This is a genomic window from Mesorhizobium sp. WSM4807, assembly GCF_055811615.1.
Genome location: NZ_JBVVQY010000025.1, coordinates 38,031 through 63,544 on the forward strand (window position 1 = coordinate 38,031; position 25,514 = coordinate 63,544).

At 63.1% G+C, this 25,514-nt stretch carries 23 protein-coding genes and 3 pseudogenes; 12 read left to right on the forward strand and 14 right to left on the reverse strand.

What is annotated here, in order from left to right; genetic code table 11:
* Window positions 1–40: 40 nt before the first annotated feature.
* Window positions 41–277, reverse strand: a complete 237-nt coding sequence (locus tag AC0L3N_RS25915; RefSeq protein WP_473550283.1) for a pyrroline-5-carboxylate reductase dimerization domain-containing protein — start codon at window positions 275–277, stop codon at window positions 41–43.
* 179 nt (window positions 278–456) lie between these two features.
* Here AC0L3N_RS25915 and AC0L3N_RS25920 point away from each other — a divergent pair.
* Window positions 457–715, forward strand: a pseudogene (locus tag AC0L3N_RS25920) (N-methylproline demethylase); the annotation flags it as partial.
* 441 nt (window positions 716–1,156) lie between these two features.
* On the opposite strand, the gene AC0L3N_RS25925 reads toward AC0L3N_RS25920, so the two are convergent.
* A complete protein-coding gene (locus AC0L3N_RS25925; protein WP_473550284.1) occupies window positions 1,157–3,994 on the reverse strand; it encodes an AMP-binding protein in 2,838 nt (945 codons plus the stop codon).
* Window positions 3,995–4,184: 190 nt separating this feature from the next.
* On the opposite strand from AC0L3N_RS25925, the pseudogene AC0L3N_RS25930 reads away from it, so the two are divergent.
* Together AC0L3N_RS25930 and AC0L3N_RS25935 are read left to right on the forward strand one after the other, a co-directional pair.
* Window positions 4,185–4,298, forward strand: a pseudogene (locus AC0L3N_RS25930) (sulfite exporter TauE/SafE family protein); the annotation flags it as partial.
* A 218-nt stretch (window positions 4,299–4,516) separates the two neighbouring features.
* A complete protein-coding gene (locus AC0L3N_RS25935; protein ID WP_473550285.1) occupies window positions 4,517–5,788 on the forward strand; it encodes a flavin-containing monooxygenase in 1,272 nt (423 codons plus the stop codon).
* 546 nt (window positions 5,789–6,334) lie between these two features.
* Here the strand turns inward: AC0L3N_RS25935 and bfr are convergent.
* Window positions 6,335–6,820 (reverse strand): bacterioferritin, encoded by a 486-nt coding sequence (bfr, locus tag AC0L3N_RS25940; protein ID WP_473550287.1) that lies wholly within the window; start codon window positions 6,818–6,820, stop codon window positions 6,335–6,337.
* Between the two features lie 419 nt (window positions 6,821–7,239).
* Here bfr and AC0L3N_RS25945 point away from each other — a divergent pair, with 419 nt between their 5' ends.
* Entirely contained in the window at window positions 7,240–7,677 is a 438-nt protein-coding gene (locus AC0L3N_RS25945) for a YybH family protein (RefSeq protein WP_473550289.1), read from the forward strand.
* A 268-nt stretch (window positions 7,678–7,945) separates the two neighbouring features.
* Here the strand turns inward: AC0L3N_RS25945 and AC0L3N_RS25950 are convergent, their stop codons facing one another.
* From AC0L3N_RS25950 to AC0L3N_RS25960, 3 genes are read right to left on the reverse strand one after another with little or no spacing between them, the layout of a single operon-like run.
* Complete coding sequence (locus AC0L3N_RS25950) at window positions 7,946–8,656, reverse strand: HoxN/HupN/NixA family nickel/cobalt transporter (RefSeq protein ID WP_473550290.1); 711 nt, start codon at window positions 8,654–8,656, stop codon at window positions 7,946–7,948.
* Window positions 8,657–8,695: 39 nt separating this feature from the next.
* Window positions 8,696–9,736, reverse strand: coding sequence for a cation diffusion facilitator family transporter (locus AC0L3N_RS25955; protein ID WP_473550292.1), 1,041 nt, complete (start codon window positions 9,734–9,736; stop codon window positions 8,696–8,698).
* A gap of 8 nt (window positions 9,737–9,744) precedes the next feature.
* The gene (locus AC0L3N_RS25960; RefSeq protein ID WP_095491135.1) at window positions 9,745–10,008 is read right to left on the reverse strand and encodes a metal-sensing transcriptional repressor; all 264 of its coding nucleotides are present in this window, start codon (window positions 10,006–10,008) and stop codon (window positions 9,745–9,747) included.
* A 304-nt stretch (window positions 10,009–10,312) separates the two neighbouring features.
* Here AC0L3N_RS25960 and AC0L3N_RS25965 point away from each other — a divergent pair, with 304 nt between their 5' ends.
* A complete protein-coding gene (locus AC0L3N_RS25965) occupies window positions 10,313–10,528 on the forward strand; it encodes a hypothetical protein (RefSeq protein WP_473550294.1) in 216 nt (71 codons plus the stop codon).
* A gap of 21 nt (window positions 10,529–10,549) precedes the next feature.
* Here AC0L3N_RS25965 and AC0L3N_RS25970 read toward each other — a convergent pair whose 3' ends face one another.
* Window positions 10,550–11,176 carry an NAD(P)H-dependent oxidoreductase gene (locus AC0L3N_RS25970; protein WP_473550296.1) on the reverse strand — a complete coding sequence of 209 codons (627 nt, stop codon included), beginning with the start codon at window positions 11,174–11,176 and terminating at the stop codon, window positions 10,550–10,552.
* Window positions 11,177–11,366: 190 nt separating this feature from the next.
* Between AC0L3N_RS25970 and AC0L3N_RS25975 the strand changes: the two genes are divergently transcribed.
* Window positions 11,367–12,041: a GntR family transcriptional regulator gene (locus tag AC0L3N_RS25975; RefSeq protein WP_473550297.1), complete on the forward strand. Its 675-nt coding sequence runs from the start codon at window positions 11,367–11,369 to the stop codon at window positions 12,039–12,041.
* 26 nt (window positions 12,042–12,067) lie between these two features.
* Complete coding sequence (locus AC0L3N_RS25980; protein WP_473550344.1) at window positions 12,068–12,838, forward strand: pseudouridine synthase; 771 nt, start codon at window positions 12,068–12,070, stop codon at window positions 12,836–12,838.
* A gap of 16 nt (window positions 12,839–12,854) precedes the next feature.
* Here AC0L3N_RS25980 and AC0L3N_RS25985 read toward each other — a convergent pair whose 3' ends face one another.
* Window positions 12,855–13,595, reverse strand: coding sequence for a 2OG-Fe(II) oxygenase (locus AC0L3N_RS25985; protein ID WP_473550299.1), 741 nt, complete (start codon window positions 13,593–13,595; stop codon window positions 12,855–12,857).
* A 187-nt stretch (window positions 13,596–13,782) separates the two neighbouring features.
* Between AC0L3N_RS25985 and AC0L3N_RS25990 the strand changes: the two genes are divergently transcribed.
* Window positions 13,783–15,177 (forward strand): NfeD family protein, encoded by a 1,395-nt coding sequence (locus AC0L3N_RS25990; RefSeq protein WP_473550300.1) that lies wholly within the window; start codon window positions 13,783–13,785, stop codon window positions 15,175–15,177.
* Window positions 15,174–15,935: a slipin family protein gene (locus AC0L3N_RS25995; RefSeq protein ID WP_473550302.1), complete on the forward strand. Its 762-nt coding sequence runs from the start codon at window positions 15,174–15,176 to the stop codon at window positions 15,933–15,935. The genes AC0L3N_RS25990 and AC0L3N_RS25995 overlap by 4 nt, the downstream gene beginning before the upstream one ends.
* A 201-nt stretch (window positions 15,936–16,136) precedes the next feature.
* Here AC0L3N_RS25995 and AC0L3N_RS26000 read toward each other — a convergent pair whose 3' ends face one another.
* Genes AC0L3N_RS26000 through AC0L3N_RS26010 form a run of 3 tightly spaced genes read right to left on the reverse strand, consistent with a single transcriptional unit; the run spans window position 16,137 to window position 19,938 of the window.
* Window positions 16,137–18,458, reverse strand: coding sequence for a xanthine dehydrogenase family protein molybdopterin-binding subunit (locus AC0L3N_RS26000; protein WP_473550303.1), 2,322 nt, complete (start codon window positions 18,456–18,458; stop codon window positions 16,137–16,139).
* A complete protein-coding gene (locus AC0L3N_RS26005; RefSeq protein WP_473550305.1) occupies window positions 18,455–19,438 on the reverse strand; it encodes an FAD binding domain-containing protein in 984 nt (327 codons plus the stop codon). The genes AC0L3N_RS26000 and AC0L3N_RS26005 overlap by 4 nt, the downstream gene beginning before the upstream one ends.
* Window positions 19,435–19,938, reverse strand: a complete 504-nt coding sequence (locus tag AC0L3N_RS26010) for a (2Fe-2S)-binding protein (protein WP_123147975.1) — start codon at window positions 19,936–19,938, stop codon at window positions 19,435–19,437. Before AC0L3N_RS26010 ends, AC0L3N_RS26005 begins: the two co-directional genes overlap by 4 nt.
* 383 nt (window positions 19,939–20,321) lie before the next feature.
* Between AC0L3N_RS26010 and AC0L3N_RS26015 the strand changes: the two genes are divergently transcribed.
* Entirely contained in the window at window positions 20,322–20,951 is a 630-nt protein-coding gene (locus AC0L3N_RS26015; RefSeq protein ID WP_473550306.1) for a TetR/AcrR family transcriptional regulator, read from the forward strand.
* A gap of 70 nt (window positions 20,952–21,021) precedes the next feature.
* On the opposite strand, the gene AC0L3N_RS26020 is transcribed toward AC0L3N_RS26015, so the two are convergent.
* Together AC0L3N_RS26020 and AC0L3N_RS26025 are read right to left on the reverse strand one after the other, a co-directional pair.
* Entirely contained in the window at window positions 21,022–21,927 is a 906-nt protein-coding gene (locus tag AC0L3N_RS26020) for an alpha/beta hydrolase (RefSeq protein ID WP_123147974.1), read from the reverse strand.
* 233 nt (window positions 21,928–22,160) lie between these two features.
* Window positions 22,161–22,604: a hypothetical protein gene (locus tag AC0L3N_RS26025; RefSeq protein WP_473550308.1), complete on the reverse strand. Its 444-nt coding sequence runs from the start codon at window positions 22,602–22,604 to the stop codon at window positions 22,161–22,163.
* A gap of 270 nt (window positions 22,605–22,874) precedes the next feature.
* On the opposite strand from AC0L3N_RS26025, the gene AC0L3N_RS26030 reads away from it, so the two are divergent.
* Both AC0L3N_RS26030 and AC0L3N_RS26035 read left to right on the forward strand, forming a co-directional pair.
* The gene (locus AC0L3N_RS26030; RefSeq protein ID WP_473550309.1) at window positions 22,875–23,306 is read left to right on the forward strand and encodes a dihydrofolate reductase; all 432 of its coding nucleotides are present in this window, start codon (window positions 22,875–22,877) and stop codon (window positions 23,304–23,306) included.
* A 59-nt stretch (window positions 23,307–23,365) separates the two neighbouring features.
* Window positions 23,366–23,575 (forward strand): annotated as a pseudogene (locus tag AC0L3N_RS26035) (SbtR family transcriptional regulator); the annotation flags it as partial.
* Between the two features lie 126 nt (window positions 23,576–23,701).
* Here AC0L3N_RS26035 and AC0L3N_RS26040 read toward each other — a convergent pair.
* Window positions 23,702–25,423 (reverse strand): adenylate/guanylate cyclase domain-containing protein, encoded by a 1,722-nt coding sequence (locus tag AC0L3N_RS26040; protein WP_258124176.1) that lies wholly within the window; start codon window positions 25,421–25,423, stop codon window positions 23,702–23,704.
* Between the last annotated feature and the right edge of the window lie 91 nt (window positions 25,424–25,514).

Sequence of the window (25,514 nt, forward strand, 5' to 3'; positions counted from 1 at the left end):
AGTCGCCTTTGTGGCACTGGCGCCGGCGGGACATCAGTGCTCACCGGCGGGCTCGGTCGATGGAAGGTCTCAACCGTTTCGGACGGTCTTCTCCCCTGCGCTCGAAAATGAAGCCAGTTCCGACCAGGACGGAGGTGACGGCGCGGCCCGCAATGACTGGGAGAATGCCGTGCAAAATGGCGGCGCGCATCATAGCCGCCAGCAGTGCCGGGAATGCCGGGCCCGATCCAGACAAACCCGTCAGATAGTCGATTTCGGCCTCGCTTCGGACTTTCATCACTGTCGCCGCAGGTCGCATATGCGCTAACGAGCATCCGATCCGGATTGGTCAGGCCTGTCGAGGCAATCCCCGGCGTATAGGACTTACTAACTTCCGCCGCCGCGTTCGGCAGGGGCGGACGACCCGATTCGTGCTGAGCTGTGCGCAAGCTGCTCGAGCCGAATACCGGCCATGAGGTCGAGAAGAGCGGCAACCATCTGCTCGCCATTGTCGGCAGCGACTATGGCGGTGTTCGAACGCAGAGGGTTGTGGACCAGATCGTCGTCATCATGGCACGATCCCCTCGATGATCTGTATTTCGAACTGAAGCCCACCTCGCGGAATCTCGGCGAGGCGTCGTACGACCAGCTGATTGCCTGGAGCCCGCAGCCGATCACAGCGCGCAATACCCATGCGGCGATTTATGACACGTTGCGGCTGGTCAAGGATATTTGAAATCTGCGCCGGAATGGCCAGTTGGTCTCAAATTGAGCCGTTCATCGCCTAAGTCTGTGGTCGCAGCGCGGCAACGGGTCACGAGCGCTGGTTGCGGTGAATGTCGACTATCGGGCAGCGAAATAGATCGACGAAGGTCAGTTCAGGGTCACGGATTGCCGTATGGCTGCTCAGAAGGAAGGGCAGAGAAGGGGTCGAACTTTACCGTTTGCAATTTTGTCGCTGGCGGCTGGAAGCAGCCGCAATCTTTCCAAGACCTCGACGGCCGCGAAAATCGACCGGCATCCACAGCTTAACCGCTCGTAGTCCTCTCGATCGGAGCGCGACAATGGTGCGCGCCGCGATGAGTTCCGTTTTGGCGTCCTGCTGCTTCTCGCCGACCACATCACGCGCAGCGTCTAGCCAGCGCCTGTTGAGGATACCTTTGCGACCGTGATGCCGTCAGGCCCCGGCCTTGGGCCGTGTCGGCTTTACCATCTCGCCGAGGTCCGGCTCGCCACAGCGCGCCAAGATCGCTTCGCGTACTGCGTCGCGGAGGCGCAATACCGATGCAAAATCAGTTCCAGACGGCACAATGGGAGCGCCGATCTCGATTGTGACCGGCGTCCATCGTGGAAACCATTGGTCACCGCGCAGCATGGATCGCGTTCCACGGATAATGCCGGGCAGTACCGGCAGGTTGGCATCCACCGCGACCTTGAAAGCTCCAAGATAGAAGGCAGAGAGACCTGGTCTGCGCGTGAACGTGCCTTCGGGAAAGAACACGAGAATGCGGTCTTGCCGGGCGATCTTGGTCAGGGATTCGGCGTCGGAAAGGCTGCCTGTGACGTCATAGCGCTCGACGAACAGTGTGCCTAACCGGCGCAGGAAGGGGCCGGCAAAGACCTGCCCCGCCAGCTCCTTCTTGGCCACGAAAGCTGGTTCTCCTGGCAGAACCGCAGCCAACACCAAGGCGTCCATATAGCTCGAATGGTTGAATGCGAGTATCGCGTTGCGGCGGGGAATGTGCTCGATGCCGCTCGCCGTGATGGTCACGCCGGCAAGGGCGAGCGCGGCACGGGCGATCGTCCTCGCCGCGGCCCAGCGCCAGCCGAGTCGCGGCAGAAGCATCACCGCCAGCCATGCCAAGAAGAAGCTGCAGGCCACGACGATCCACCACCATCCGGCGTAGAGAACGTCGGCGAGAAGCCGGCGCAGCCGCTTCAGTTGCGGGCCTGCTCCCGCAAACGACAGCCGCAAGACTTGCCACCAGAGAGAGCGTTGCGGCGCTCCAATTGTCCCGCTCTCGTAAAGCTCCTTGGCCGCGCTGCGGCGAATCTTCCCGCTGGATGTCTTCGGCACGGCTCGCGGCGGCGCGAGGACCATATCGTCGGGAGGTGTCCCGGCGATATCCATTGCGACCTCATGAGCGCGCTTTTGCAACTCCGCGCGGGCGGGTTCGTCGGTCTCGCGCGTTTCCGCCACGACGACTACACGCTCCGTTCCCGTGGATTGATCGGTGGCGCCGAACACGACGACGCCTCCCTTGCGCACGCCGGGGATGCCCGCGACGGCCTCTTCGATCTCTTGCGGATAGATGTGACGCCCAGCGCGGATGATGATGTCCTTTACCCGGCCGGTAATGTAGACATCACCGCTCGCCACGTATGCCCTGTCTCCGCTGTCGAGCCAGCCATCGCGGAACAGCTCGCGTGTCTTGGCGTCGTTCTCGAAATAGCCGGAGGTCGCCGACGGGCCGCGGAATTCGAGCCGGCCTTCCTGGCGTTCACCAAGCTCGTAGCCGGCGCCATCGACGATGCGGACTTCATGACCTGGCAGAGGATGTCCGCAGGCGACGATTTCAAGCGGCTTCGGATTGTCGGGGCCGGCGGGCACGGCCGCGCCACGGCCGGTCAGCGCAGTACGATCCACGCGATCGATGATCGGCGAGCGGCCCGGCGGGGGAAAGGCCAGCCCCACCGTGTTCTCAGCCAGGCCGTAGACCGGCGCCATGGCTCCCGGCTTGAAGCCATGATGCTCAAATCTTTCAATGAACCGACGCAGCGTCTGAACACTGACCGGCTCCGCCCCGTTTGCGACCATGCGGAGCGAGCTTAGATCAAGTCCTTCGAGATCGGCGTCGTCTGTCTTGTTCAGACAGAACTCAAATCCGAAGTTCGGGGAAGCGGACAAGGTGGCGCGAAAACGGTGCATGGCCCAGAGCCAGCTCTCCGGGCGCACGAGAAAGCTCAATGGCGACATCGCATAGAGCGGCGCGCCAAAATGAAGGCATCCCAACCAAGCGCCGATCAGGCCCATGTCGTGATAGAGCGGCAGCCAGCTGACAAAGATGTCAGCCGAGCTCGCCTCCATCACCGCGCCCATGGCCCGAACATTGGCAAGCAGGTTGGCGTGGCTCAGCACGACGCCTTTCGGATCTCCGGTGCTGCCTGACGTGTATTGTATCAGCGCGGTCGAGTGATCGTCCGTGACCGGCGGCAGCTGTGTGGCAGCGGGCTCGGTGCTGAGACTTGCGACGTTCTCGACGCTGTCCAGGGATTCGACCTGGCCGCGCAGCAGCGCTGCAGGACCAATTCCTTCCTGCATCGTGACGAGTATGCGGGCGCCGGCATTGCTCAAGATGCCGGCCTGGCGACGCAGATGGTCCTCGATCTGCGACAGCCGCATCGGCGGATAGATCGGCACCGGCACGGCTCCGGCGTAGAGAATGCCGAAGAATGCGGAGAAGAAATCGAGACTCGTGGGCAGCATCAAAGCGACACGATCGCCCGGCTCGACATTGCGGCGGATCAATCCGGCCGCGACGGTACGAGCTGATTCCGCCAGTTCTGCATAGGTCATTGCCCCCAGCGCGGTTGTGTCGTCCTGCAGGACCGTCAGGTGCAGGCGATCAGGATGCTGCGCGACGTGCCAGTCGAGGACCTCGACGAGCGTCCCGGCCTCGGTGGCAGCCGGAACGGGAGGAAGGGCAATGGTCGGCTGCACCGTGCGGGCCGAGCCTGGTCGGGCGCCGGCGTGTTCGAGAGCATTGATCAGATCGCCGATTGTGTCCGCCTCGCCAACTATTTGAGTAGGCAGCCGCACCCGGAACGCGCGCTCAATCCGCAGAATCAGCTCCGTCCGACCAAGGCTGTCGATGCCGAGATCCCTTTCGATCCGGCTTGACGGCGAGATATCGATCGCATTTGCACGTTGCGGCTGAAGCTCGTGCACGAACTCGCGCACAACGGCGATCAGGTCGCCCTCGCGCGATCTCCTGTCATCGGTCGTAGGAACCATCTTCGTGCCCGTTTCCCACGCCAAATGTTAACGCTTCAGGCAATTGGACGTTGACGCGCGTGCTGTCAGAGCAATCGAGCCTCCCCTGCGGTTGGCGTTGATGCGGATCAAAGCCGTGGCGAGCGGCGAGGCCATTGTTGTCTTAACTATAGCGTTCTGGCGGCTCAGCAACGGCCTGGACGCGAGCGGCGTTATTGGAAGCTGGCTGCTATATCGGTCGTTTCATCGTATTCCCACCAACCCCGCGAAACTGGCGATTGTGGCGCCGCTGGGCGTGACAGCCGGATTCCTGGATGCCGCAGGCGTAGCGCCAAGATCAGCCATTTGCACCGCGCTCGTTAGTGACCGGTTTCAGCCGTTGGGCTGACGAACCAGTCACTAGAAATTGGCGGTCGATACTGTCGACAGAGGTTTCGGAGGCACTTGCCCTCCGGCGTGGCTTCCGTCCCTTGGAATTCCCGGAACTAGCTCTTTGCAGTATGCTGCCGGATTTGTAGCATCACTATCTTGGCGGGGGAACGCATGAGAGGGATTGTTGATGCGGTCGTCATAGGCGCGGGCTCGGCCGGGCTTGGCGTCAGCTATTTCCTGCAACAACGCGGCTGCGCGCACCATGTTCTCGAGCGAGGCCGTATCGGAGAGACGTGGCGGACGCAGCGCTGGGATTCCTTCCGGCTGAACTCGACGAACATACGCACCACGCTGCCCGGCGATTCCTACGACGGGCCGGACCCTTGGGGTGCGATAACCCACCATGAATTCGTCGGCTATCTGGAAGGCTATGTTGACCGGCACCGCTTGCCGGTCCGCACTGGAGTGCCCGTTGAGCGGCTGAATCGAGAGGACGGAGCCTACCGAGTCACGACTGATCGCGAGACGCTTCTGGCTCGCACGATCGTGATTGCAACCGGCAACCAGAGCCGTCAGGTCCGGCCGCCCTGGTCGTCCGACTTGCCGACGGCAGTTCGCCAGGTCGATTCCTCTGCCTATCGCAAGCCGGACGAGTTCGCTGACGGCGCCGTGCTGGTGGTCGGGAGTGGCCAGTCGGGCGGCCAGATAGCCGAGGACTTGGTGCATGCCGGATGTCGGGTGTTTCTGGCGACGAGCCGCACTGGCCGCCTGGTACGCCGCTATCGCGGCGGCGACTCGTTCAACTGGCTCACTGTATCCGGCTTTGCCGACGTCCCGCGCCGGGAGATGATCATGCCAAACGGCAGGCTGCCGCCGCGCCCGCTGCTCGGGGCGATCCACACGATCAGCCTGCAATCGCTGAGCGCGCAAGGGGTGGTGCTGCTCGGCCGCTTCCGGGGCGTGGAGAACGGCAGCCTCATCTTCGGCGACGAGATCGGCGAGCACATGCGCTTCGCAGACGAGGCCTCGGCGGACGCGAAGCGTGTAATCGACGAGTATATCGAGCGCGCCGGCCTCGATGCGCCGCCGGCCGACGATGATCCTGCCGAAACGGTTGCGCCGATTCTGGCTGATCCGCCGATCCGCTCGATCGACCTGGCCGCGAGTGGCATCTCCTCGATAATCTGGTGCACCGGTTTCTCGGGCGACTTCTCATGGGTGAAGGTTCCCGGTGCCCTGGATGAGGCTGGCCAACCCATGCACGAGGATGGTGTCGGCACCATTCCCGGGCTCTACTTCGCCGGCCTCGATTTTGCGCTAACGCGGAAATCAGGCACCATACCGGCCGTTGCCGAGGAGGCGCACAATCTGGTGGCGCACATCGTCAAAAGACGAGTGGACTCACGGTCGAGAACGCCTGGAGTGGATCGCGAGGTCATGTAATGACTTTCCATCGCCACCTCTGGAGCACCGATCACAATGGCGACGGTTGCTCGTTTGTCTAGTGTCGCTAGCCGCCAGCGCTGGAACTTCCCTTTGGCTGCCGGAAACGGACAAAGCTGCCATTGACGGGCGTAAAAGTTGCGGCGCTCGTTGACGAGGAGCGCTCACCCAGCCGTCGGGTTTGAGTCGACCTGGCGCGCGTTTTGGCTCTGGTCAGCGACGGGGGCGGTTGGCGCATCGATCCGGCTCAGAACGTGATCGGAGATGCCGCGCGCGATCTCGCGCTGAGCAGGTGCAGCCGGGGAGTGGGCATCTGAATTTTGACGCGCCCGTTTGAACGGCTGCGCGGCAAGTCCTGATGGCCGCTATCGGGCCATTCATGATCCATAATCGAACGTGGCAAGTGCTTTGCCGCAGGATACCGGCGAACGGCACAGAGCTTAGAGGCGTCACGTCGAGTCTTTGGTGCCGTTCACCTGATCTGCGCCATGGCTGCGGAACCTCAAACCTGTCGCGCAGTATTTCCGCGGCGTGGCTTTCCCAATACTACTCTGCCTCATCCCCGGAAGCGGCATTGAGGAGGCCGTATCTCTCATCGCCGATCGAGGCGAGCAGATCGAGCTGGGTCTCGAGAAAGTTGATGTGGCCCTCCTCGTCTTTGAGCAGATCCTCGAACAGGTGCATGGTCACGTAGTCACCCAGTTCCTGGCAGATCTCGCGTGACTTCTTGTAAGAGGTGCGCGCGTCGTATTCGCCGGCGAGGTCCGATTCCAGCACTTCCTTCACATTCTGCCCGATGCGAAGCGGCGCCACCGCCTGCAGGTTCGGGTGCCCTTCGAGGAAGATGGTCCGTTCGATAATCCGGTCCGCATGGTGCATTTCCTCGATAGATTCCTCGCGCTCCTTCTTCGCCAGTTTGACATAGCCCCAGTCCTCCAACAGGCGATAATGCAGCCAAAATTGATTGACGGCACCGAGTTCCAGAAACAGCGCTTCGTTAAGACGTTTAATGACCCTATCTTCGCCTTTCATGGGTTCTGCTCCCGTTTTGGGCGCGCGCCCCGCACGCATCATGTGGAACGATGCGCCATTGTTCGCCTCCGAGCGCAGGATAGCACGCGGCGACCTAACCGTCATTTCGAGGGGCCGGAGGTTGCAAAGAGCGTATGAGATCCTTACCGCCGCCCTGCGTTCTTGGTGAGCAGTTGCTAATCTGCCACGGTCGGGCGCTTGGAAGCTTGACGCGCAATTTGAACGGCTGGAACGGGGCGGGGGAGCGGCCATTACCGAGCCGTCTCAAAACGCTGTCGCGAAAACTTGTCTCGCGCCGTGCTATACTGACCATGCCAACCCGCGCAGCAGTTGGGGAAATGCCTCACCGCTGCGCACACAGAATGTTGACCTGCGGAGTCGCCAGTCCGGATCAGAAATAAAACGACAGGGAGGATGACGTGTCCCTCGACGCCAATGACTTCGATCAAGCAGTTGAAAAATACCACCTGGCTCTGGATGAGTTCATGAAAGGGAATCCCGCGCCTGCGAAGAAGCTCTTTTCCCAACGAGACGATGTAACACTGGGAAATCCCTTTGGCCCTTTCGCGCATGGATCGAAGCAGGTCGTTGAGACGATGGAGAAAGCGGCATCGAATTACAGGGACGGCGACGCTACCGGCTTCGAGAACGTAGCGAAGTGTGTGACGTCCGAACTGGCATACCTCGTCGAAGTAGAGCGGCTCAGGTCCAAGGTTGGCGGTCGGAGCGATGTCACCCCTTTGGCGTTACGCGTGACGAGCGTCTTTCGCCCAGAGGATGGTCTCTGGAAGATTGTGCATCGTCATGCCGATCCGATAACGACGGCTCAGCTGGCCGATTCGGTACTCCGCCGATAGACACGGTTGCGGTTTGGACCTTCGGTCACCGATGCCGGGGCGAAGAGCGCAGAGTGAAGCGGCCAGCGCGCCCTGTTGCGACAATCCTCCGCCGGAGCGGCTGCGCGCCTGACATAGTGTCGCGGCGACGTGACATGATCCAGAATAAAGTTTCACTAAACAAGCAGATAGAGCCATGTCTTGATTCTATCTGGCAGGATGGCATCTCGGCATCGCCGGCCCGGCGCATGCCGATCGGTGTGCAACTCGATCTCGCCCTTGAGCATGCTCAGGAAGCGAACATGATCTGCCAGACGGCAACGCCCGCAAGCGCTAGCCCGGCAACGCCTTCGATGGTTCGGGAAATGGTTTCGAGTGGCTTGCCGGCGAAGAAATCCATCAGACGTTCCCGAAACAGGATCGACAACACCGCGATGCAGGACAGCGTCAGCGCCACGCCGACCATCATGGTGACTGCGAAGAGCATGCCGGCGCCGGGAACGCCTCTGGACATCGCGAAGGTCATCACGAACAGCGTCAGCGGGCACGGGATCAGACCTGCCATGGCGCCGACCGCCTCGCCCTCATGCTTGTGGTGATGGCCGTGACTCAAAGCGCGCCACAGCATCCACACGCCAATGAGGCCGAGCAGCCCGCGACTGATATCCTCCAGAAGCGGAGCGCGGCCGACGCTGCCCAAGGCGATGGAGACCAGCGGCAGCGAGAGAACCGCAATCAGAACGGCAATCATCACATGGGTGAAGGACAGCGTAATCGATACGAAAAGGCCGCGCGGAACGTTGGCATCCGAACCCGCAAGATATGTCGCTAGCACAGCTTTGCTGTGGCCGGGCGTCAGCGCATGCGCAGCGCCGAAGACGATGCCCATCGGCAGGAAGCCCATGAACGCCAGCCAGTCGCCTCCCACCGAGAGCAGTCTGATCTGCTCGCCGACCGCCAGATAGATCGTTCGTTGGAACTCGACAAGAATTTGGAACATCAGCTGAGGGTAACAGAAACGGGCCGCTCCGAGCGACCGTTAGTGGCTGTCGTGTTCGCCGTGAGCATGTTCATGGGGATGATCCGCATCCGCGCTCGCCAATCTTATGTTTGCCGCCGCAAGCGCCGGCATGTGCTCGAACAGTTCGTGCTCCAGCGCTGCCGTGATCTTTTTCGCTTCGGACACCGGCAGGCTTTCTTCTACGGCGATGGCAATGTCGGCGTGCAGCCTGTGACCGATCCACCGCGCCTTGGCGTCGACAATGCGCGCTGCCGGCACATGCGCGGCAGCATGGTGGATTTCGCCGATGACATCAGGCTCCACGCCGTCGAGCATGCGGGTCAGCACCGAGCGGGCCGACTGCCAGACGATGCCGAAGATGGCAAGAGTGATGAGGAGGCCGACGATCGGGTCGGCCAGCGCAAAACCGAGCCAGACGCCGAGCGCCCCGATGACCACGGCAAGGCTGGTCAGGCCGTCGGTGCGGGCGTGATAGCCGTCGGCAATCAATGCGGCGCTGTTGATTTCCCGGCCGACGCGGATGCGGAACACCGCGACGGCCTCATTGCCGAGAAAGCCGACAAGGCCCGCCGCCGCCAGCCAACCAAGATGCGTCACCACGCGTGGATTGATCAAGCGGTCTATGGCCTGGTAGCCGGCGACGATGGCGCTGAACAGGATGATCCCGACGATGATGATCCCGGCCAGGTCCTCGACCCGGCCAAGGCCGTAGGTGAAGGTCGGCGACGGCTTGCGCCGGGCCAGCATGAAGGCGATCCACAGCGGAATGGCGGTGGTGGCGTCACCGATGTTGTGGATCGTGTCGGCCAGCAGCGCCACGCTGCCCGACAGCGCGACCACGACCATCTGCAGCGCCGCGGTGATTGCCAGGATGACAAACGACCATTTTATCGCCCAGATGCCTCGGTCGGTCGTCGCAATGGTCGCATCGATGACCCCGTGGGTGTGACCGTGCGACCCGCTCGCATGATCGTGATGGCCATGACCATGCGCGGCGTGATCGCGCGACCCGAACCCGAACCAGTCGAGAATGTGCGCGCCGAGACGGCTCACAGGCATTTGACGGCTCACAGGTATTTCGCCAGTTGCTTGAGTTCCGCCAGCGAGTTGCCGCCGGCTTCCGCGGTGTCCGTCAGGCAATGCTCGATATGATCGTGGATCAGTTCGCGCTTTGCGCTGCTGATGGCGCTCTCCACGGCGTGGAGTTGCTGCGCCAGATCAACGCAAGGACGATGCGCCTCGAACATCGACAGCACCGCCGCGAGGTGGCCTTGCGCGCGCTTCAGACGCTTCACGATAGCAGGATGCGAACGATGGATGCTTACGGACATGCTTCTTTTGTATCCTCCCCCCGGGGATACAGTCAATCTTTTCGACTTACTTTACTTTGCCGCTGAGTGTCCCACAGTCCGAAGAAAACCCTCGGCGCGCCCAGCGACCTGCCACCCTCCTACGGATAGCTTTGCCGGCCGCCGGTTGCGCCGTATTATTTCGTGACCGTGTCGCGCGGGAACCTTCCCTCGCACCACGCGTTCGGGGCGCTGTATTCGCCATGCCTCATATTTAGGCAAACATAGGTGACGGGCGAATACCGGCGGGGAGGCAAATGCATCGGTTGGGGAGGAGCATATTGTGATGTCGAACCGTGAAATTCGAACGTCCCACACATTGGGGCTGCGCGTCGCTGATCTCAAAGCCAGGATGCGGAGCGCCCGGATTACCGAGCACGAGATTAAAACCTTTCAGAAGGTCGCCGCCGTCATGGGAGGAGGTGAAGGCTCCCTGCGGCTCGATGCCGACGACCTGATTGCCGCGTCTTTCGTTGTAGAGGACGAGCCCAGGACAAACTGACGATGGTGGCGCCCCCGGCGATCAGCCAGGCACCACGTCGGAAGCCAGGAAAGCGGCGCGTCCGAGGCTGGCGACCGCTTTCCTGACACGCTGCAAATGCGCCTGGCGCTCCACCGCTGAGACAGTGTCCATCCGGTAGAGCGCCAGGAATTTTGTCGAGCACAGCGGATGGCAAACGGAGCGGAAGCCGCGCAGCAGGGTGCGCCGGCCGGGCTGGCCCATGAACCACGACATCAGCGGCGTCGCGCCGCATGTGGTCATCACCAGCACCCGGCGTATGTGCCGCAATCTGGGGCGTGCGCCGCGCTGCGCCGTCGGCATCTCGAAGGCGAAGCCCGGCACCAGCACGCGCTCCAGCCAGCCCTTGAGCATGGCCGGCAGGCCATACCACCAGGTCGGGTAGATGAAGATGACGGCCTCCGCCCAAAGCAGTTCCTGCGCCCGGTCATGCACCGGCGCGAGATTCGCCGCCTTGTCATGATAGCCGCGCCACTCGTCGGCGCGCATGACCGGGTCGAAACCGGTCGCGTAGAGGTCGAGGAGATGAACCTCATGGCCGCGTTCGGCAAGCGTCTCCAGCACCGTGTCGCGCACAGCCCCGTTGAAGCTGTCGGTGCAGGGATGGCAATAGACGACTAGGACTTTCATGTTGGGCTCGAACCGGCTGGCTTGGCCATCATCGCCGGCTTGAAACGCGCATGCAATGGCCTGCGGGACATCGTCAGCACTGTAATCGAGGCGCTCTGCGTCGCCCCTTTTCTGGATACTCGTATACGAGGATACAGATATCCACACGGGCGGCTTTCTGTTAGCAAGGCTCACCTGACGGGAGAATCGATTGCGCGGACTTGGCGAAGGCTTGATGCAGAAGCCGCTGACGGTGGCGGAGCAAGTGGCGAATGTGCTGCGCGAATCGATTGCCGAGGGCAGCCTGGCGGCCGGCACGCCGCTGCGCCAGGACGACCTGGCCGAGCGGTTCGGCTTCAGCCGGATGCCGGTCCGCGACGCGCTTCGCCAGCTCGAAGCCGAAGGCATCGTGTCGATCCATCCGACCAAGGGCGCGCATGTCGCCAGGATGGACGCTGCCGAGATCAGGGAGATCTTTGCGGTCCGCGCATTGCTCGAAGGCGAAGCGCTGAGGCTCTCGATCCCCAACCTCAGCAAAGAAAAACTGGACGAGGCCGGCTATGTGCTCAACCAGTTCGATGCCGAGCCGAATGTCGGCCGCTGGGGATCGCTGAACCGTGCCTTTCATCTGGCCCTTTACAGTGCCTGCGGCAACACAAGGCTGCTCGGCCTGATCGAAGCCCACCATACTGCGGCCGACCGCTACGTTCGCGTTCTCCTGTCCAACCTCGACTATCGCAGCCGTTCGCAGTCGGAGCACCTCGACCTGCTGACGACCTGCCGCCACCGTGACGCCGAGGCAGCCGTCCGCGTCCTGAAAAGGCACCTCAGCGAAGGCATGGAAACGCTCGCAAGGGCTGGAAATGGGCTAGCGGGAAAGTCCTGACCTTGCCGGAGCGCTCTCGCAAAACCATAGCGCCACGACCGAATACCGGCCGGCAACGCCCCTCGCCTAGCGTCGGAGCGAATCCGCCAGGCGTCAGCCTTTGCCGTGCGCTGTCGAAGCTCGGCCTGTGCTCGCGCAAGCAGGCAGAGATTCTGGTCGCGGAAGGGCGCGTCCGGGTCGCCGGAAAAATTGTGCGCAACGGCTCGCTGCGCGTCGATCCCGGCCGCGACCGCATTGAGGTCGACGGCAGCCGCGTCGTCGCCGAGCGCAAGGTCTATCTGATGATCAACAAGCCGCGCGGGCTTGTCACCACCCGCGACGACCCGCAGGATCGCGGCACCGTCTATGATTGCCTGGCAGAACTCGACCTGCCCTTCGTGTCGCCGGTCGGCCGCCTCGACAAGGCCAGCGAAGGCCTGCTTTTGATGACCAACGACACGCGCTTCGCCCAGCGCCTGCTCGACCCCGCCTCGCACCTTGCCAAGCTCTATCACGTCCAGATCGGCGCCCTGGCCGACGAGGCCCTGCTGGCGCGGTTGCGCACCGGCGCCACCGTCGATGGCGAGCTTTTGACGGCGCGGTCGATTGAAATCCTGCGCAGCGGCACCAGCACCGCCTGGCTGGAAATCACCCTCGACGATGGCCGCAACCGCCACATTCGCCGGCTGCTCGGCGCGCACGATGTCGAGGTGCTTCGCCTGGTGCGGGTGGCGATCGGCCCGTTGCAGCTCGGTGAGCTCGCCAAGGGCAAGGCCCGCCACCTCACCGCCGAAGAGCTAGCGCTGTTTCAGGGCTGAGCGAAGGCGCATCGCCTTACTTCGCGTCGTGGAAGATGATGCCGACGGTGTGGCGCAGGCCGGAGCGAAGCCGGCTGACGCCGTGCCTGAGATTGACGCGGTAGCTGCCTTTGCTGCCCTGGACCGGGCGATTGTGGACCGCGAAGGCGACGGCGTCGCCTTGGCGCAGCGGCACCACCTCGGCCCGGCTCTGCATGCGCGGGCGCTGTTCGGTCAGCACGAACTCGCCGCCGGTAAAGTCCTCGCCGGGTTCGGACAGCAGGATCGCCACCTGCAGCGGGAAGGCAAGATCGCCGTAGAGATCCTGATGCAGGCAATTGAAGTCGCCGGCAACGTATTGCAGCAGGAGCGGCGTCGGCCGCGTCTGGCCCTGCTCGTGGCATTGCTTGAGGAACGCGGCGTGTTCGTCCGGGTAGCGCTGGGCGACGCCCATGCGCTCGTTCCAGTCGTTGGCGACCGCGGCCAGGCTCGGATAGAGCGCAGTGCGCAAGCCGCCGATCAGCTCGGGCAAGGGATAGCGGAAATAGCGGTACTCGCCCTTGCCGAAGCCGTGCCGCGCCATGTGGACATGGCTGCGGAAATGGCTTTCGTCAGGATAGAGCCCGGCGATCTCCCGGCATTCTTCCGGTGTCAGCAGCTTTTCCATCACTGCACAGCCATAGCCGCTCATCTCCTCGGCCAATGCCTGCCAATCATATCCGGCGACGCGCGCTTCCGCCGATCGGACCGCTGCTTCTGGAACCGTGTGTATGGTCATGGCTCTGCCTCTTCTGGCTCTTTGGGCTTCTCCAATCAGATGAGTGAAACAGCGCACGCAAACCACCCGTTTCCTGCCAACGGGGTTACGCGGAGCGAAGCCTCACCCGCGCCCAAGCCGGCATGATCGGGCGATCCCGTGGAATTCGGCAAAATCCGGCCCATATCCTTGATAGGGAGCTTTGAGCGTGAAACTCGCGCGTGTAGCCCTGATTGCTGGGGCTCTTGTAGCCGCTGTGGCTGTTTGTTCCTCTTCCGCAACCGGAGAGGCGAACGGCCAGGAGAGGACTGCGCTGCGCATTGAGATAGACGGCGCCATCGGTCCGGCGAGCGCCATGCAGTTCGAGGAAGCGCTGGCGGTGGCCGCACAACGGAACGCCGAGGTTTTCATCCTGCAGATGAACACGCCGGGCGGGTTGGTCACCAGCATGCGTGAGATCATCGCCGACATCCTCGCCTCGCCGGTTCCCGTCATCGGCTATGTCGCGCCCGCCGGCGGGCATGCGGCGAGCGCCGGAACCTACATCCTCTACGCAACCCATGTGGCGGCGATGGCGCCCGGCACCAATCTGGGCGCGGCAACGCCGATCGAGATGGGCGGGCCGCTGCCATCCTTCCCCGGCGACGACAAGAACAATGGCCCGGAAGCCGGCAAGGACCCGAAGAATCCACCGGCGGGCAATGCGATGATCGCCAAGGCGACGAACGACGCGGTTGCCCTGATCCGCAGCCTGGCTGAACTGCGCGGGCGCAATGCCGATTGGGGTGAAAAGGCCGTGCGCGAGGCGGCCAGCCTGTCGGCCAGCGCGGCACTGCAGGAACGTGTCGTCGACTTCGTCGCCCGCGACACGACCGAACTGCTTCAGCTGGCCAACGGCCGGACGGTCGAGATCGCCGGCAGGAAAAAGGTGCTGGCGAGCAAAGGGCTGCCGGTTGAAACGCTGGAGCCTGGCTGGCTCATCCGGCTTCTCGCCGTCATCACCGACCCGAACATCGCCGTCATCCTGATGCTGATCGGCGTTTATGGCCTCGTCTTCGAGTTCACCAGCCCAGGCGCGGTCGCGCCAGGCGTGATCGGCACGATCTGCCTGCTGCTCGGGCTCTATGCGCTCAATCTCCTGCCGATCAGCTATGCCGGCCTCGCCTTGATGCTGCTTGGCATCATCTTCCTCGTCGTCGAGGTCTTTAATCCCACAGTGGTGCTTGGGCTGGGAGGCGTGGCTGCGTTTCTGCTGGGCGCTGCCATGCTGCTCAGGATCGAGGGACCCGGCTTCGAGATGTCGTGGGCCGTCATCGGCACCGCCGCCGTCCTGACGCTCGGCCTGGCGCTGCTGACCGGCAGCTATCTGTGGGCGGCCAGCAAGAACGTTCCGCGTGTTGGCGCACAGGCCATGCAAGGGCTGCCGGCCACGGTCCTCGACTGGGAGGGCAGCGAGGGCCACGTGCTTGCCCGGGGCGAGCGTTGGCGGGCGAAAGCCGACGAACCCGTTGCAGTGGGCGACAGCGTCGAGGTGGCTGAGGTCAGGGGTCTCGTGCTGACGATAAGGCGCCGCAATGCGGGAAACGACGGAGCAAGGCAATGATCTTCGGTTATGTGGCCTATCTGGTAGCAGCGCTCCTCGTGGTCATGTTCCTGTCCGCAGCCATTCGCATCCTGAGGGAATATCAGCGCGGCGTGGTCTTCACGCTCGGCCGCTTCACCGGCGTCAAGGGCCCCGGCCTCATCATCCTCATCCCCTTCGTGCAGCAGATGGTGAAGGTCGACTTGCGCGTGGTGGTCCAGGACGTGCCGCCGCAGGACGTGATCTCGCGCGACAACGTCTCGGTGAAGGTGAACGCGGTGCTGTATTTTCGTATCGTCGACGCCGAGCGGGCGGTGATCCAGGTCGAGGACTTCATGACCGCCACCAACCAGCTGGCACAGACCACCTTGCGCTCGGTGCTCGGCAAGCATGAGCTCGATGAAATGCTGGCCGAACGTGACAAGCTCAACAGCGATATCCAGGAGATCCTCGATCAACGGACCGATGCCTGGGGCATCAAGGTCTCCGATGTCGAGATCAAGCATGTCGACCTCAACGAGAACATGGTCCGCGCCATCGCCAAGCAAGCCGAGGCCGAACGGCTGCGGCGTGCGAAAGTGATCAATGCCGACGGCGAACAGCAGGCGGCGGCAAAACTCGTCGAGGCCGGCAAGATGCTGTCCGAGACACCGCAGGCCATGCAGCTGCGCTATTTCGAGGCGCTCCATGACATCGCCGGTGAGCGCTCGTCGACGGTCGTGTTTCCGGTGCCGATGGACCTGCTCGGTCATTTCATCAAGCAGGATGGGGAGAAGTGAGTTAGCTCCTCAAGTTGGGGGGGCAGCACCCCCCTCTGTCCTGCCGGACATCTCCCCCTCAAGGGGGGAGATTGGCAGCTTCGGCGCTCCGTCAGCTTTCCATCGTTTGTGGTTGGCGAAAGCGGTTGAGCGAATAATCTCCCCCCTTGAGGGGGAGATGCCCGGCAGGGCAGAGGGGGGCGCTTTGCACGACCCTCCCCTCTAGATCAGCTTCTCCAGCGTGATCGGTAGATCCCGCACCCTTTTGCCCGTGGCGTGGAACACCGCATTGGCGATCGCCGGCGCCACGCCGACGATGCCGAGTTCGCCCACACCCTTGCCGCCGAGCGCCGAGGAATGCGGGTCGGGGATGCCGACCGAGATCACCTCGATGTCGGGAATGTCGGCATTGGTTGCGATGAGATAGTCGGCCAAATTGTTGTTGACGATGCGGCCGTGGCGGCGGTCGACGATGCCTTCCTCCAGCAGCGCCTGGCCGATGCCCATGATGATGCCGCCCTTCCACTGGCTTTCGGCGAGCTTGGGGTTGTAGAGCCGGCCTGAATCCAGCGCCGACACCACGCGCGATACGCGAACCGTGCCAAAATCCTCGTCGACGCGCACCTCGATGAAATGCGCGCACCAGCTGTGGCGGGAATAGTCGCCCTCGGTGTGCGACAGCGCCGTCGCGATGGTCGTGTAGTTCTTGTAGCGATCGTCAGCCGTCGAATTGGCCGGCATGGTGTCGCCCATCGCCTCGATCTGGCTGCGTCCGACGCTACCGAGCAGCTCGGCGATCGAGACTTCAGGGCCGTCGCCACGCGGTGAAGCGATGCGGCCATTGGCAACGACCAGGGTGTTGGCCTGCAGCGCATGGAACGGTGAATTTGGATCGCTGATCGCCAGCCCGACCAGCTGGTCGAGCGCGGCGGTCGCCGCCTTGTGCACCGCGCCCGTCATCACCCCCGCCAGCCGCGAACCGCCGGTGACGCCGGCGCGGGCATAGCGGGAGTCTCCCAGCTTCACTACGACGTTCTCAGCCGGCACGCCCACCACTTCGGCGGCGGTCTGCGCCAGGATCGTATAGGTGCCCTGCCCCATGTCGATGCTCGAGCTTTCGACCTCGACCGAGCCGTCGGCGAGGATGCGCACCATCGCCTCGCCATAGGCACGCCGCACCGGATAGGTGCCGGCGGCTATACCCCAGCCGATCAGCTGATCGCCGTCGCGCATCGAGCGCGGCTCTGGTGCACGTTTCGACCAGCCGAAGGCCTCAGCACCGGTAGCGAAAGCCTCGCGCAGCTGCCGTGTCGACCACGGCTTTTTCGCCTCCGGATCCTGTTCGGCATAGTTCCTGAGCCGGATTTCCAGCGGATCGATGCCGACCTCGTAAGCCAGTTCGTCGATCGCGCTTTCGATGCCGAAGGCGCTCGGGTTCTCGCCCGGCGCGCGCAACGCCCCCGGCACCACCGTATTCACCCGCACGACATTCTGCCGCGACGAGAAATTCGGTGTCGCATACATGATCGAGGTGACCGAACCGAGCGGCTCGACCCACATGCCGTCGACCGAGGTCTCGTTGACGCCGCGATGCACGATCGACTGGATCCGTCCCTCTGCGTCGGCGCCGAGCGCCACCGTCTGGCGCGTCGCCGCCCGTCCGCCATAGGCGGTGAAGGTCTGCGGCCTGGTGACCGCCAGCTTCACCGGCCGCCCCAGCATTCTCGCGGCCATCGCCGCCACCGCGCCGTAGCCGTAAGCGAACGCCTTGGAGCCGAAGCCGCCGCCGATATAGGGCGAGACCAGGCGCACATTCTCGAACGGCACGCCGAACCATTCGGCATAGGTCCGCGCCATGCCGTCAAGCCATTGGCTGGGCTCCCACACCGTCAGCCGCTCGCCCTGCCAATGCGCGATCAGGCCGTGCGGCTCCATCGGCGCCTGGTATTCGCGCGGCGTGTTGTAGGCGGCGCAGATCCGCACCGGGGCGGCGGCGAAAGCCGCTTGCGCATCGCCCCATTCCTTGGTCATCGTGTCGACCGGAATGCCGTCGCCGGCGTTTGGATCGTCGAGATCGACGATTGCCGGCGTCTCGTCATAGGCGACCTTGACCAGTGCTGCGGCCGCAACGGCCTGCTCGAAGCTCTCGGCCACCACCGCCGCGACATGCTGGCCGTTGAAGGTGATGTCGCGCGCCAGCGGGCAATAGGGAATATCCGGCGGCGGCGTGCCCAGCCAGTCCGTCGCGGTGTTGAGGCGCAACGCATTGTCCGGCGTCAGCACCAGAAGCACGCCCGGCGAGGCTTGAGCCGCTGCCGTGTCAATCGAACGCACCTTGCCAGCGGCAATCGTGCTCTCGACGAGGATCGCGTGGCTGAGCCCATCGAGCTGCTGCTCGACCGCGTATTTTGCGGCGCCGGTGATCTTGGCCGGGCCATCGACGCGCGACAGCCGCCCGCCCACTGCCTCCGCGAGGATGGCGCCGTCGGAAGCGTCGCCCCTCTTCGAATCACCATGTCTTGATCTGACGTCGTGAACGGTCATACCGTTTCTCCCATCTTGAGGATGGCGCGGGCGACGACGCGCGGCGCCAGTTCGATCTTGTAATGGTTGGCGCCGTGGTCGACGGCGCCCTCGATGGCGAGCTGGCTGGCGCGCCGGACCGTGTCGGGCTCCAGCAGCTTGCCTTTCAGCGCCTCTTCCACGGCGCGAGCGCGCCACGGCTTGGTGGCGGCACCGCCGAGCGCCACGCGCAAATCCCTGATCGTCCTTCCGTCAGCCTCGAACTCGATGCCGACGGCGGCGCTCGCGGCGGCGAATTCGTAGGACTGCCGGTCGCGGACCTTCAGATAAGTCGAGCGTTTGGCGGCGGCGGAAGCAGGAATACTGATCGCGGTGATCATCTCGCCTGGCGCGATCGCATGTTCGCGCTCCGGCGTAGTACCCGGCGCCAGGAAAAAGTTGTCGACCGCGACCTGGCGGTCGCCGAGATGAACGATCGCGTCGAAGGCAACGAGCGCTGTCGCCAGATCGCCGGGATAGGTGGCGATGCAGGCTTCGCTGGTGCCGAGCACGGCATGGCCGCGGGTGACGCCGCCGATCGCCGAGCAGCCGCTGCCGGGCGTGCGCTTGTTGCAGGTGGGGAAATTCGCCGGATCGCGGAAATACGGGCAGCGCGTGCGCTGCATCAGATTGCCGCCGATGGTCGCCATGTTGCGGAGCTGCGCCGAGGCCGCCTGCCACAGCGCTTCCGACACGGCGGGGAACCGGCTCTTGATGTCGGCATGGTCGGCGACGTTGCTCATCCTTGCCAACGCTCCGATCGTGGCGCCCCGGTCATCGACCGTGATCCCATCCAGTCCCTTGAGATGGGTGATGTCGACCACGGTTTCGGGTTCGGTGACGCCGCATTTGGCGAGATCGATGAGCGTCGTGCCGCCGGCAAGCAGCATGGCACCCGGCAGCGCCGCCGCCCGGCGTGCCGCATCGACGGAATTGGCGCGCAGATACGAAAAATCCCTCATGACGCGGTCTCCATGGATGACGCAACCTCCAGTGCCGCCTGGCGCACGGCGGCGACGATGTGCGGATAGGCGCCACAACGGCAGAGATTGCCCGCCATATATTCGCGGATCTCGTCATCCGAGCCGGTATGGCCCTCGCGGATACAGGCGACAGCCGACATGATCTGGCCCGGCGTGCAGTAACCGCACTGGAAGGCGTCCTGTTCGAGGAAAGCGGCCTGCACCGCGTGCAGCGTGCCGTCGCCGTTGGCGAGCCCTTCGATTGATGTGATCGCCCTGCCCTCGGCCTGGGCGGCGAGCGTCAGGCAGGCCAGGACACGCTGGCCGTCGACATGCACGGTGCAGGCGCCGCATTGGCCCTGGTCGCAGCCCTTCTTGGTCCCGGTCAGGCCGAGATGATCGCGCAAGGCGTCGAGCAGCGTGACGCGCGGCTCGACCTCCAGTTCATGAAGATATCCGTTGATTTGAAGTTGGATGGGAATTCGGGTTTTGCTTGTCATGGGGCGTCTGGCTCCAGTTGCTTGACGCGGAGGGGGATGAATTGGGTGTCAGGGAGGGTAAGGGCGCGAAGAGCGTAATCTCCCCCCTTGAGGGGGGAGATGGCCGGCAGGCCCAGAGGGGGTCGCCTCGCGTAGAGCGTCAACCTCCATCTGCCGCAGGAGGTCGTGCCCGGTCGATCCGACCCCCTCTGTCGCCTTCGGCGACATCTCCCCCCTCGAGGGGGGAGATCACGCTCTCGCCGCCTTGCAAGCTCTCGACACGTGACATACCGGTCCCCTGGTTATATGATAAAGGTGCTCCACTAAAACGGAGGCGCCTCCGTTTATTACATGGGGGGTGGACCTGTTCGGTTCAAGCCCCGTATTTGCAGTGGAGAAAAATTTTGGCTTCGCAGCCGCCCGCAACCGCCAAAGACGAGCCCGACGCGACAGCGGCAAAACCGCTGCGTGCCGATGCGCAGCGCAACCGCGACGCGCTGGTCGAGGCAGCAGCAGCGGCCTTTGCCACGCATGGCGCCGATGCCTCGCTGGAGGAGATCGCGCGCCAGGCCGGCGTCGGCATCGGCACGCTCTACCGGCATTTTCCGACGCGCGAGCATCTGGTCGAGGTGGTCTACCGGCGCGAAGTGGAAAGCCTGTGCGCGGCCGCCGACGAGCTCGCTCTTCACCACCCGCCCGACGTTGCGCTCGAACAGTGGATGCAGCGCTTCGTCGACTACATCGCCACCAAGCGCGGGCTGGCGACGAGCCTGCGTATCCTGCTCAACACCAATTCAGCCCTGTTCTCGGACATGTCCGGCCGGGTGACACTCGCCTTGCGGCAGCTGATCGAAGCGGCGGTCGCCGACGGCTCGATCCGCGGCGACGTCGACGCCTCCGACGTTCTGCACGCGCTGGGCGGCATCTATTCGGCGCCCGATACCGAGGACTGGCGCGACCGCTCGCGCCGGCTGGTCTCGCTGCTGATGGACGGGCTGAGGTTTGGGGCTGGCAAGTCCGCGAAGGGCGGGTGAAGGCTGGGCTGCCGAAAGCGCGGCGCTGGGGACGAAGTCCGCTTTGCGGCAGCAGCTGCCTCACCCAGGGTTATAAATATTCGCGGACAAACATGCCCGCGCTGTGAAGAGTGCGGCGACCGGCACTCAATCCTGCATTCCAAACCGGCCAAGCGTGAATCATATACGGCCAAATTTCGAGACGTACTTTGACGTCAGCCGCGCCAGCGGCTTCCGCGAGCCGAGTTGCGTCCGACAACAGCGTCTCGGCCGAACCGACTTGTATCAGCATTGGGGGAAATCCGCTCAGATCGGCGAACAACGGCGAGATCAGGGGATCGCGCCGACCAACGCCATGGGGAACATAGGCGGTGGCCAGTTCCTCCAAATACGCCCGGTGGATGATAGGGTCGATCATGTCCTTAGTTGATAGTGTCGCGCCGGACATCGAAAGGTCCGTCCAGGGCGAGACCAGCCAAAGACATCGCGGCAACCGCTCCCCTGCCGCGCACAATATACTGACCAAGCACAGGGTGAGGTTGCCGCCCGCACTGTCTCCGCCAATCACGATGCGATCCGGCGCGATCCCTTGCCGGCTCAGAAAGCGCCATGCGGTGAGTGCGTCTTCATGTTGCGCAGGGAAAGGATGTTCCGGTGCGCGTCGATAGTCGAACGCGAGGGTGCGCATTCCCATTGCTCGACCTGCCTCGGTCACCATTCGACGATGACTTTGGAGAGAGCCGGAGCAGTAGCCACCACCGTGGAAAAAGAGCAGAACCTTATCCCTGTCACTCTCAGGCGCTAGCGACCACTCTCCCTCGAGGCCGTCAAAAACCGCATCCTCGCATCGGATGTCGTCCGCAATCGGCCACACCGAACCAACCTCGTCGAGCCGCGCCCGGCGTTCGTCCCAGTCCACCGGTCGTGGCTTTGAGGTCAACAACCTGCGGACGGCGTTGATCTCCGTCAGATCGAGGTGTTCGTCCGCATCGCTCATTTTGCTTCCCTAGCCTCATCAAGCTTAGAAAACCGGCGGACAGCAACAGCCACACGTCATTCATAAGTGCCAATGCCAGCGCTGGGAACTTTTCGTTACAATTGCGCCACGGCGAATACACGGGACGACAGGTCGCCCGTAAACCCGCTCGTCATCTTTTAGCACTGCCCCCCGCACATGCCAGCGGAGCAAGAACGAGCAACTCCGCGCTGAATTGCGTCCGGTGCGAAATCCTATGCGAACAAGCCGACTGCTCGATCGTAAAAATGGTCGAGAGCGCAGCGCCTGGCGGCAATCCGGGCGGCTTCAAGCAATTCCTCGCGACCCGAGGCGCCGTCCTTATAGGTTGCGATGACCGCGCGCGCGATCATTTCGGCGTCCTCGTTGTCAAGCTCCGCTTGGCCGGACCGCAAAATTTCCCGAACCACACCCCTCAAGAGATCCAGTTCAATGGTTGAAAAAACGCCCATATGGGGCGCGGATGTGCACTCCACTGCCATCTGAATTCCTCCCGTCGTCACGATATCAAACACATGAGAGATTACAACTAAAGTATTAGGCGCTTCGGAGATCGTTCGGCACCCGAACACCGCTGCAACCTTGCTATGCCGCATTTGCCCGAAGTGCCGCGAAATGCTTTTCTCACGTTGGGCTAACAGAAAATGGTGCCATCTCATTGCCGAAGCGTCCGCAGACAGCGATCGACGTCGAGGAGATGGACGGCCGCTGGTATATTAAAGTGAACGTCGAGGGTCGCGACCGGCGCCCTTGGCCCCTTCAAATCACGTGAAGATGCACGGCGAACGAGCAGCGCGATCGATTGAGAGATGAAGGCAAATATTAGCGTTTGAGGCGGTTGCCAGACGCAACGCCTTACTGAAACACGTTGCGCCGCATGACGTGCAAACGTCGCTAATGGGATCAGACCGGCTATCGGTGGAGTACTCATGAAGAAGACTGTCGTTAGGGTTGTCTGTGCCATCGGCCAGGCGGGGCAGATTGGCCTCGATGGGCGCCTTCCCTGGGAAGGCAACCGGTCGCCGGAGTTCGTCGCCGACGTTGCACGGTTTTTCGACGTCACGAGAGGACACGTCTTGCTCGCCGGCCCCAAGACGATCGCGAGCGTTCCGGATTTTGCTCGCGCGGATCGGGAACTTGTCGTCGTTCGCTCCAGCATGGATCCCGAGGACACGCTCCAACGCTTTGCCGGCCGTGTCGTTTTCATCGGCGGCGGCCCACCGGTGTGGGACGCCTACGCGCGCTTCGTCAGCCACTGGGATGTCACCCGGCTGCCCTATGATGGGCCGGCGGACCGCTGGTTCGATGCAAGATGGCTTACGGGAGGTGGCGAAGCTGCCAGAAATCACCGCGACCAATGAAGGCTGGCTCGTTTCGATCCGGGGACATTTAGACGAAGTCGCGACCCAAGTTCCACTCCGCATTTTCTGCGACTTTGCGGCAGCTGATCGAAGCGGCGGTGGCCGATGGCTCGATCCGCAGCGACGCCTCCGACGTACTGCACGCGCTGGGCGGCATCTATTCAGCGCCCGACACCGAGGACTGGCGCGACCGCTCCCGCCGGCTGGTGTCGCTGCTGATGGACGGGTTGAGGTTTAGGGCTGGCAAGGGCACCAAGGGTAGTGGGTGAAGGCTGGGCCGCCGAAAGCGCGGCGCTAGAACGAAGTCGGCTTCGCGACAGAAGCCGTCGCTCGCTCGCCCGCGAATGAACGGCTGCTTCGCGCGCCAGGAACGGTCATTCGCGCACGCCGGAGGGTCATTCCGGTAGACCCGCCATTAGGTAGCCATCCACGAAATGCTGGCGATCCGCGTCGCGGCGGAACGGCTGTGTGCTCGCCCATTGCCGTATAGAAAAATGCGGGTTGGCGGCGAGGAATTTTCGTGCTTCCTCCTTGGCCTCGTCCGTCCGGCCAAGCTGTGCAAGGGCGGCCGCCAAAATCCGCCGCGACCCTGTCCGGTAGGTTGTTTCATGCCGAAGGGTGTCGACCGCTTCCTCGTATCGGTGCGCGGCATATTCCACGTATCCGCGCATCCAATAGTATCGTCCGGGCGGGTAGGGATCCAGCCGGAAGGCATTTTGAATGCATTCGATCGCCTCGACCGCGTTACCGAGATGCGCCTTCGATTCAGCGAGAAAGATCCAAGAGTCGGCGTGATTGGGGTCGATCCTCAGCGCTGTCGCAAATTCCGCCGCTGCCTCATCCGCCTTAAAATCGAATTGTAAAATATAACCCAGGATCGAGTGCGCCCCGGCGTTCCCTGGATCAAGTGACACAGCCCGCTCAGCCTCCGCTCGACCAAGTGAACGGTGCTCCTCAGTCTCTCCCCAGTGCATCCAACCCCAGACGTGTGACATCGCGAGCCAAGCATGCGCCTCCGCAAAGCCCGGATCGAGCTGGATCGCTCTTTCGAGGAGCGGACGCGCGGTTTTGTTCGCGTCTGGCGACTGCGTCACCAAGGTCCGTCCGCGCACCAGAAGCTCGTACGCTTCGAAATTCGACGTCCTCTGCCGAGGCATCGAGCGCGCCGAAGGCAACGAACCGGAAAGTGCACTAACGATCTTACCTACAACCTCGTCCTGCAAGGCGAAGACATCGGCCAGGTCGCCGTCGAAGCGGTCGGCCCAGACATGCGCATTCTCGCGCGCGTCGATAAGCTGCGCGTTGATTCTGACACGCGCCGCCGCCTTCCGCACACTGCCTTCGACAACGTAGCGGACGCCAAGATCCTTCGCGATCGATCGGACGTCGACCGACCTTCCCTTGTAGACAAACGAGGAGTTGCGCGCGATCACCAGAAGGCCGGGCACCTTTGACAGGTCGGTGATCAGGTCTTCAGCCAATCCCTCGGCGAAGAACTCCTGCTCCGGATCGCTGCTCATGTTGTCGAACGGTAAGACGGCGACGGCCGCCCTGTCGGGCAGTTCCAGCGATATCGGTCGACCGGCCGAAGTGGCTCTCGCCGACTGCAAGTTCACGCGATAGCAGTATATCGGCTCGGCTATATTCTTCACCCGCTGCCCGCCCATGGGTTCGAACTCAAACGCCAACTTCTTCTCGACCTCCTTGGACACCTTCTCTGAAACGCAGATGCCGCCGGGATCAGCGAGCTGCTGCAGGCGAGCGGCGACATTGACACCCTCGCCGTAGCGATCGTCTCCTTCGACTATCACTTCTCCCAGATTGATCCCGACGCGGACCTCGAAGCGCTCGCTTTCGGGGACGCTTGCGTTGCGCTCCACCATGCCGCGCTGAAGTGTCACCGCACACTCGACAGCATCGACTGCACTGCCGAATTCCGCCAGCAAACCGTCGCCCATCAGCTTGAAGATGCGCCCGTGATGCTTGTTGATCTCGGGCTCGAACAGCTCCCTGCGGCTGGCCCTAAGCCGTTCGAAGGTCCCTCCCTCGTCCGCCTCCATCAGGGCCGAGTAAGCTACAACGTCGGCGGCGACAATGGCTGCAAGCTTGCGTTCCATAGGACCATTGTGGCGTCATGGCCAAGAGTGTCGCGCCAAATGCGCTCAACTCTGACGATGCGATCGCCAGAACTCTAACATAGCCGGAGCT

Bases quoted from the DNA above. Each gene is read 5' to 3' on its own strand.
- AC0L3N_RS25915 (WP_473550283.1), bottom strand. From the start codon at position 277: ATGAAAGTCCGAAGCGAGGCCGAAATCGACTATCTGACGGGTTTGTCT.
- AC0L3N_RS25935 (WP_473550285.1), top strand. From the start codon at position 4,517: ATGAGAGGGATTGTTGATGCGGTCGTCATAGGCGCGGGCTCGGCCGGG.
- AC0L3N_RS25970 (WP_473550296.1), bottom strand. From the start codon at position 11,176: ATGAAAGTCCTAGTCGTCTATTGCCATCCCTGCACCGACAGCTTCAAC.
- AC0L3N_RS26000 (WP_473550303.1), bottom strand. From the start codon at position 18,458: ATGACCGTTCACGACGTCAGATCAAGACATGGTGATTCGAAGAGGGGC.
- bfr (WP_473550287.1), bottom strand. From the start codon at position 6,820: ATGAAAGGCGAAGATAGGGTCATTAAACGTCTTAACGAAGCGCTGTTT.
- AC0L3N_RS26005 (WP_473550305.1), bottom strand. From the start codon at position 19,438: ATGAGGGATTTTTCGTATCTGCGCGCCAATTCCGTCGATGCGGCACGC.
- AC0L3N_RS25965 (WP_473550294.1), top strand. From the start codon at position 10,313: ATGTCGAACCGTGAAATTCGAACGTCCCACACATTGGGGCTGCGCGTC.
- AC0L3N_RS26020 (WP_123147974.1), bottom strand. From the start codon at position 21,927: ATGAGCGATGCGGACGAACACCTCGATCTGACGGAGATCAACGCCGTC.
- AC0L3N_RS26040 (WP_258124176.1), bottom strand. From the start codon at position 25,423: ATGGAACGCAAGCTTGCAGCCATTGTCGCCGCCGACGTTGTAGCTTAC.
- AC0L3N_RS25985 (WP_473550299.1), bottom strand. From the start codon at position 13,595: ATGACCATACACACGGTTCCAGAAGCAGCGGTCCGATCGGCGGAAGCG.
- AC0L3N_RS26025 (WP_473550308.1), bottom strand. From the start codon at position 22,604: ATGAGATGGCACCATTTTCTGTTAGCCCAACGTGAGAAAAGCATTTCG.
- AC0L3N_RS25925 (WP_473550284.1), bottom strand. From the start codon at position 3,994: ATGGTTCCTACGACCGATGACAGGAGATCGCGCGAGGGCGACCTGATC.
- AC0L3N_RS25955 (WP_473550292.1), bottom strand. From the start codon at position 9,736: ATGCCTGTGAGCCGTCTCGGCGCGCACATTCTCGACTGGTTCGGGTTC.
- AC0L3N_RS26030 (WP_473550309.1), top strand. From the start codon at position 22,875: ATGAAGAAGACTGTCGTTAGGGTTGTCTGTGCCATCGGCCAGGCGGGG.
- AC0L3N_RS25950 (WP_473550290.1), bottom strand. From the start codon at position 8,656: ATGTTCCAAATTCTTGTCGAGTTCCAACGAACGATCTATCTGGCGGTC.
- AC0L3N_RS25960 (WP_095491135.1), bottom strand. From the start codon at position 10,008: ATGTCCGTAAGCATCCATCGTTCGCATCCTGCTATCGTGAAGCGTCTG.
- AC0L3N_RS26010 (WP_123147975.1), bottom strand. From the start codon at position 19,938: ATGACAAGCAAAACCCGAATTCCCATCCAACTTCAAATCAACGGATAT.
- AC0L3N_RS25995 (WP_473550302.1), top strand. From the start codon at position 15,174: ATGATCTTCGGTTATGTGGCCTATCTGGTAGCAGCGCTCCTCGTGGTC.